This is a genomic window from Pseudonocardia sp. McavD-2-B (genome assembly GCF_024124365.1).
Classification (GTDB): Bacteria; Actinomycetota; Actinomycetes; order Mycobacteriales; family Pseudonocardiaceae; genus Pseudonocardia; species Pseudonocardia alni.
The window spans coordinates 1-6132 of sequence record NZ_JAMXSG010000314.1; the positions used below are offsets into that span (position 1 = coordinate 1).

9 protein-coding genes are annotated in these 6132 nt (G+C 75.6%); 4 read left to right on the plus strand and 5 right to left on the minus strand.

Annotated features, from left to right (window positions below; genetic code table 11):
- Nucleotides 1-468 precede the first annotated feature (468 nt).
- Nucleotides 469-819 carry a hypothetical protein gene (locus tag NH602_RS26920; protein ID WP_073574198.1) on the plus strand — a complete coding sequence of 117 codons (351 nt, stop codon included), beginning with the start codon at nt 469-471 and terminating at the stop codon, nt 817-819.
- 16 nt (nt 820-835) lie between these two features.
- Here the strand turns inward: NH602_RS26920 and NH602_RS26925 are convergent, their stop codons facing one another.
- Both NH602_RS26925 and NH602_RS26930 read right to left on the minus strand, forming a co-directional pair.
- Complete coding sequence (locus NH602_RS26925) at nt 836-1390, minus strand: NADAR family protein (RefSeq protein ID WP_253069243.1); 555 nt, start codon at nt 1388-1390, stop codon at nt 836-838.
- A gap of 11 nt (nt 1391-1401) precedes the next feature.
- Complete coding sequence (locus tag NH602_RS26930) at nt 1402-1866, minus strand: MarR family transcriptional regulator (RefSeq protein WP_157818257.1); 465 nt, start codon at nt 1864-1866, stop codon at nt 1402-1404.
- A 118-nt stretch (nt 1867-1984) separates the two neighbouring features.
- Between NH602_RS26930 and NH602_RS26935 the strand changes: the two genes are divergently transcribed.
- On the plus strand, nt 1985-2428 hold the full coding sequence (locus NH602_RS26935; RefSeq protein ID WP_073574196.1) for a CBS domain-containing protein: 444 nt from the start codon (nt 1985-1987) through the stop codon (nt 2426-2428).
- Between the two features lie 77 nt (nt 2429-2505).
- Entirely contained in the window at nt 2506-2901 is a 396-nt protein-coding gene (locus NH602_RS26940) for a YkvA family protein (RefSeq protein WP_073574195.1), read from the plus strand.
- Here NH602_RS26940 and NH602_RS26945 read toward each other — a convergent pair.
- The 3 genes from NH602_RS26945 to NH602_RS26955 form a co-directional block, all read right to left on the minus strand.
- Complete coding sequence (locus NH602_RS26945; protein ID WP_100878075.1) at nt 2877-3347, minus strand: hypothetical protein; 471 nt, start codon at nt 3345-3347, stop codon at nt 2877-2879. The two genes, NH602_RS26940 and NH602_RS26945, sit on opposite strands and share 25 nt — an antisense overlap.
- Nucleotides 3348-3460: 113 nt before the next feature.
- Nucleotides 3461-4285: a glycerophosphodiester phosphodiesterase family protein gene (locus NH602_RS26950; RefSeq protein ID WP_253069244.1), complete on the minus strand. Its 825-nt coding sequence runs from the start codon at nt 4283-4285 to the stop codon at nt 3461-3463.
- 111 nt (nt 4286-4396) lie between these two features.
- Complete coding sequence (locus tag NH602_RS26955) at nt 4397-5215, minus strand: SGNH/GDSL hydrolase family protein (protein WP_253069245.1); 819 nt, start codon at nt 5213-5215, stop codon at nt 4397-4399.
- Nucleotides 5216-5707: 492 nt separating this feature from the next.
- Between NH602_RS26955 and NH602_RS26960 the strand changes: the two genes are divergently transcribed.
- The coding region (locus tag NH602_RS26960; RefSeq protein ID WP_253069246.1) for a hypothetical protein at nt 5708-6132 on the plus strand (425 nt) is incomplete at its 3' end.

Below are 6132 nucleotides of genomic sequence, written 5' to 3' on the forward strand. Positions count from 1 at the left end.
CCGGGCCGAAGCCTCCGGGACCGAACGGGCCTCCGGGGCCGAACCCGCGGCCGGGACCGAAGGCCCGGCCGCCGGGGCCGCGTCCGCGGCGGTGGGCGCGACCGTGGCGGTGGCCGGGTCCGCCCTCGTCGCGGGGGTCGTCACGGTCGTCGCCGTGGACGTCGGGGGTGTCGTGCATGGCTGCCTCCTCCGGGCCGCAGGGGAACCCGGCGCCGCGGTGGCCCCGGGGGTGTCGGTGGATGCGGGGCCCGAAGGGGCTCCGGAACATGTCGCGCGTGGTCATGACGTGTGGTCCTCTCGTCGTGAGCCTCCTTGTCGATCGGCTCGTGTGTCATCACGATATATCGCGACTGCTCTACGTTGCAACGGTGATGGTCTGAGAATGTCCTGAGGGTGCGCGGAGCGGCCCGTGGCGGGTTCACTGTCTCGGCGGGCCGGCGGGCGGTCCGCCGGATGTGAGGGGGAGTCGTGGGGCGTCACGACGCAGGGGCCGGCCGGGCCGGCGAGGTGCCGGAGGACACGGCCGAGGAGGTCGACCTCAGCGATGTCTCCGCGGCGCAGCTGCGGGACCGGCTCTCCGCGCGGTCCGACGGCCGCGACGACCAGGTCGTCGACGCCGCGCGCGAGCTGCGGGCGAGCCTGGACCGGCTCGGCGCGGGTCTCGCGGCGCGGCGTGCGGCGCTCGTCGGACGGGCGGGGGAGATCGCCCGGGCCGCCGTGCCCTACGTCGGCGGCGCCGTCGCGACCGGGGTGGGGGCGGTGCTGGTGGCGCGCCGGGCCCGCCGTCCGCGCCGCTCCCGGTACCCCGGGGCGGTCTGATCCGGGCCGGTCGGGGTCAGTGGCTCCCGAGCCCGGCGCGCACCCGCATCAGGGCGAAGCCCAGCAGGTTCCGGCCGGGCCAGCGGTCCGGCGCGCCGAGGTCGGGGTCGTCGGCGGCCAGGCCGATGCCCCAGATCCGGTCGACGGGGGAGGCCTCGACGAGCACCGCGTCGCCGGTGCCCAGCAGGGCCGCGGTGAGCCGCTCGGCGGAGCGGAACTTCGCCCGGTTGCCCTCGACGACGACCTCGACCCGGCGCGCGGCCCACACCTGCGAGTCGAAGCCCCGGACCTCGCGCCCGGCCCGCTTGGCGGTGTCCGGGTCGTCGTCGGACAGGACGCGGTCCAGCGCGTCGTCGTCGCCGAAGGTGCGGGCCTTGGCCGCCATCATCCAGCGCTCGGCGGTGGCGTAGCGGACCCCGTCGACGACGAACGGCGACGGATGCCACTGGCTCAGCACGTGCACGTCGCCCGGGGCGGGCTCGGAACCCCAGAACGGGACGAACCGCGGGCGCGCCCCCGCCGCGACGGCGGCCCGCAGGGATGCGACGTCGGTCGGGGCGTCCTCGCTCACGCCCTCCGATCCTAGGGCGTCGGCGGGGCGGCCGCGTCGGCCAGCGCGGACAGCAGGTCGGCCGCGCCCACTCGTCGCTCGGGCGGGACCCGGCCCAGCAGGTCGGCGACCGCGGCGCGACGGTGGGCGTCGACCTCGCGGATCAGCTCCCGTCCGGCCGGGGTGAGCTCGACGAGCAGGTGCCGCCGGTCGTCCGGGTCGGGGCGGCGTTCGACCAGGCCGGCCCGCCCGAGACGCACGAGCACCCGGGTGGCGTTCGACGGGTGGACGTCGAGTTCACGACCGACCGCGGTGACGTTGGTGCGCCCCGCGTCCGCGATCAGCATGAGGACCCGCAGCTGGGGCACGGTCACGGCGTCCCCGGCCGCCGCCACCGCGCGCACGCTGATGCCGGTGAACGCGCGCGCGAGCGCCAGGCCCGCCTCCACCGTCGCGCCGTCCGGGTGATCCCGATCTCGGCCGTGTGCGTCGGTCATCCCGTCCACCTCCCTCACCGGCGATCTTTACTCCGCGCTGACCGATGCGTCGATCAATCTTTGCCATTGCACAACTACTGCGCAAGCGCAACAATAGGGACGTCGAAGGGAGAGTTCCATGAAGGTGTCGGACATCCTGCGGATCAAGGGCGACACGGTGCACACCGCGTTGTCGTGGAACACCATCGCCGAGGCCGCGACCCGGCTCGCCGGTCCGCCGGCGATCGGCGCGCTCGTCGTCTCCGACGACGGCCGTCGCGAACGCGTCGACGGCATCGTCTCCGAACGCGACATCGTGCGCCGGCTCGCCACCGACGGCGCGGGCCTGCTGGATCTCACCGTCGCCGACGTCATGACCCGGCACGTCGTGACCTGTTCGCCGGAGGACTCGCTCACCGAGGCCATGGGTCTGATGAACCGCTGGCGTCACCGCCACCTGCCCGTCGTCGACGACGGACGGCTCGTCGGGATGATCAGCATCGGTGACGTCGTCAAGCAGCGGCTGGCCGAGATGAGCACCGAGGCCGGGGTGCTGCGCGACATCTACCTCGCCTCGCACTGACCCCGCCCCGGTCGTCCCCGGTGTGACGTGACCGTTTCGCCGGGAACGACCGGGGTGTGCCGTGCGTTGGACCGGACATGACTGCAGCGAGTGCCACCGCAGGTCGCCGCGCCGGCCGCACGGCCGCGTTCGCGACACTCTTCCGTGCCCTCACCCGTCGCGGCCGCCCCGGCGAGCCCGGACCCGTCGAACGGTTCCGGGCGCTGCCCGCCATGGCCGGCGACGCCTGGCGCGGCACCTACCCGCACCTCGGCAAGGGCCGGGTCGCGCTGTTCCTGATGGCCCTGGCCTACCTGGTGTCGCCGGTCGACCTGGTGCCCGAGGCGTTCCTGACCGTGTTCGGCCTCGGCGACGACGCGGTCGTCGCGATGTGGCTGGGCGGGGCCCTGCTGGTCGAGGCCGACCGCTACCTGGGGTGGCGGCGGACCGCACCGGTCGTCGTCGACGGTCAGGCGCAGGTCGACCGCACGTAGTCCCGGATCCGCTGCGACGCGGCCTGGTAGTCCGGGTCCGCCCGGTCCTGCGCGATCTCCGGGTCACGGGCGACGGCGAGGGTGTCCCCGCCGTTGGCCTCCAGCAGGTCGAGCTGACGCTCGACGAGCTGGTCCACCCGCTCGAAGTCCGCGCGGATCTCCTGCGGTGCGAGCGAGGTGACCTGCTGGTTGGCCTGCCGGACGTTCGCGGTGACCTCGCCGACATCGGAGATCGAGCGGCCGATGCCCACCCCGCTGAACGGCTGGGTGGCGGTGCGGCTCGCCTCGACGGCGTCGCAGAAAGGGCTGGACGGGCGGTTCTGGGTCGTGACGACCGTGCGGGACGACGAACCCGGCTGGGTCGCCAGCGAGCTGCCGCAGCCCGCCACCAGGAGCAGGGCCAGTGCCGCCGGGACGAGCAGTCCTGGCCGCCGTACAGCCGTCATCCCCGATCCTCCACTCACCGGCCGGGAAGGTGCCCGCGCCGCGAGGGGAAGTCTAGGGCGCGTGGTGTGAGGTGGATGTCGGCGGTGGGTCGGCGGCGCGGACGCGGATCGCGTCAGCCTGCGAGGACCGTCCGCAGCACCGCGGGCCGGTCGGTGATGATCCGGTCCACCCCGGTGGCCGCGATCCGCCGCATGTCGTCGGGGTCGTCGACCGTGTACGTCCCGGTCTGCATCCCGCGCGCCGCGACTTCCGCGACCAGCGCGGCGTCGACGACCTCGAACGACGGGTTGATCTGGGTGACCCCGTGGGCGGCGGCGTCGTCGAGCTGCGCCGCGGTCGGACGCCCGTCGAACAGCCATCCGGCCGGGACCTCCGGGGCGGCCTCGGCGAAGCTGCGCATCACGTCGTGGTCGAAGGACTGCACGACGACCCCGCGCCGGCCGTCGAGCTCGTAGGCGACCTCCTTCTCCATTCCCGGGTACCGCGCCGGGCCCTTCAGCTCGACCAGCAGGTCCGCGCGACCGCGGAGCCGGTCGGTGAACTCCCCGAGGGTGGGGATGCGCTCCCCGGCGGAGGCGGGGGAGAACCACGACCCGGCGTCGAGACGGCGCAGCTCGGCGAGGGTGAACGCGCCGACCGGTGCGATGGCGCGGGTGGGGAAGACCTGTGCGACGTCGGTGGTGCGGGCCAGCGTGGCGTCGTGGACGAGCACGAGGTGACCGTCCGCGGTGCGCTGGACGTCGACCTCGACGGCGTCGGCCCGCTGGGCCAGCGCCTCGTCGGCGGCGGCGAGGGTGTTCTCCGGGGCGTCGGCGGAGGCGCCGCGGTGCGCGACGACCTCCGGACCGGGCCATGGACGGTCGGAGTCGGCGAGGGCGGACGTGGCCGTCGCGAGGGGGGCGGCGGGGACGAGGAGGGTTCCGGGCAGGCGTCGCACGAGGTGGGTCCTCAGGATCGGGGGCGGTGCCTGGGAACCATCGTGGCGTGGCCGGTCCGGCCGATGTCGAGCGGGTGTCCGCTGGGGGACGAGCGGGCGAGGACCTGGTGGTCAGGGGAGGGTGACGGCCGCCTCGAACGCGGGCAGGTAGCCATCGCGGTAGCCCTGGGCGGTCGGGTGGTAGACCGCCGGGGCCGACGCGGGCGGGGGCGTGATCCACGGGTCGGCGGAGCAGATCCCGTGCCCGGCGAACGCGGCACGGACGTCGACGAACCGGCCCCGGAACCGCCCTGCCGCGTCGGCCAGGGCGGCGTCGAGGGTGTCGGCGGCCCGGTTCAACGCCTCCCGGCGGACGGCGTTCGGGACGCCGGGGACGTCGCAGTCGGCGCCCGGCTCCAACAGCCGCGGGTAGCCCAGGACCAGGATCGTCGCGCCGGGGGCCTGCAGCCGGACCCCGACGATGGTCGAGATCAGCCCGCCGGGCGCGACCCAGCGGGCGGCACGCTCCCCGCCCCGGACGGCGCGCAGGCAGGTCTCGTCGTCGCGGGCGGTGCTGCAGGCGGCCAGGACCGGACCGAACCCGGTGTCGTTGCCGCCGACGGTGATCGTCACCAGGGTGGTGTCGGCGGAGACGGTGCGCACCTGCCGGGCGATCACCTCGCCGCTGGTGGCGCCGCTGCACGCGACGCTGACGAACGACGCCGGGTCGTGCCGGGCCGCCCACAGCGCCGGGTAGGACGCGGTGCTGCGCCGGCAGTCGCCGGTGGCCGGGTCCGGCCGGGCCCCGACGCCCGCGGCGTAGGAGTCACCGAGCGCGACGTACCGGACGGGGGCGGCGGCCGCGGTGGCCGGTGCCGGGGCGGCGAGGGCCGCCGGCGCCAGGACGACCAGCAACGCGCACGTCAGCAGGGGGACCAGGAGGCGGCGCACCCGTCCAGACAACCCCCGCGGCACCGTGGCGGCAATCCGGGCACCGGGTGAGCGGGTGCACGCGCCGTCGACGACGAGGTGCGCCGAACGGGTCCCGGGCCGGCCGCGTCCGCGGAGCGCGCGTCGGGGAGCCGCCGCGCACACGCCCTCACTGTGGGTGAGGGGGTGGACCGCGACGCCCCCGGCCACGACCACTCGGCCGCGGCGCGCGGCCGACGGAAAGCCCAGCTCAGGGCCCTGTCCGAGGTGGATCGGCCGGACCGACGCCACGGTGAACGGCAGGTGGCCGGGGCGAGTGGCCGGCGTCGTCCGCTCACCGCCCGCAACGTCCCGTCGGTCTCGTGATCACCCGATCGGGTTTGTCCGTCCGGTGCGTCCGGCTAGCGTCGGTGTCAGATCACGGAACGGTCACGAACCGGACGCGGCTCCTCCCCAGGGGGCCGCCCGCTCCCCACGGGTTGTCCGCCGTTCCGGGATCCGGAAGGAAGGGTCGTGGCACGGCATCGCTCCCCCCGGAGCCGGCAGGCGAGCCTCGCGCTCCTGGCCCCGCAGTTCGCGGTGGCCGGGATCGGGGTCCCGGTCGGCTCGTTCTCCGCAGGTCCGCACGTCCGGCACGCCCGTGACGCCCGGGCCGAGGACGGCTCGCGCTGGGCGGCCTCGACCCGGATCACCGCCGCCGTCGTCGCGGTGGGCGGTATCGCCGCCACCGCCCACGCGGGTGTCGGCTCCGGCGACCTGTCCGCGACCGTGACGTCCTGGTTCGACACGGCGGGATCGTCGTCGGTGTCGAACCAGGACGCTGCGCTCCCCGCCGCCGTGCCCGCCCCGCGGGCCGCCGCGGACGACGCCGCCTCGCCGATCGCGGACCCGGCCACCATCGCCTCGCTGGCCGCCCCGGCCGCCGCCCCCTCGGCGGC

Bases quoted from the DNA above. Each gene is read 5' to 3' on its own strand.
- NH602_RS26930 (WP_157818257.1), bottom strand. From the start codon at position 1,866: ATGACCGACGCACACGGCCGAGATCGGGATCACCCGGACGGCGCGACG.
- NH602_RS26935 (WP_073574196.1), top strand. From the start codon at position 1,985: ATGAAGGTGTCGGACATCCTGCGGATCAAGGGCGACACGGTGCACACC.
- NH602_RS26940 (WP_073574195.1), top strand. From the start codon at position 2,506: ATGACTGCAGCGAGTGCCACCGCAGGTCGCCGCGCCGGCCGCACGGCC.
- NH602_RS26945 (WP_100878075.1), bottom strand. From the start codon at position 3,347: ATGACGGCTGTACGGCGGCCAGGACTGCTCGTCCCGGCGGCACTGGCC.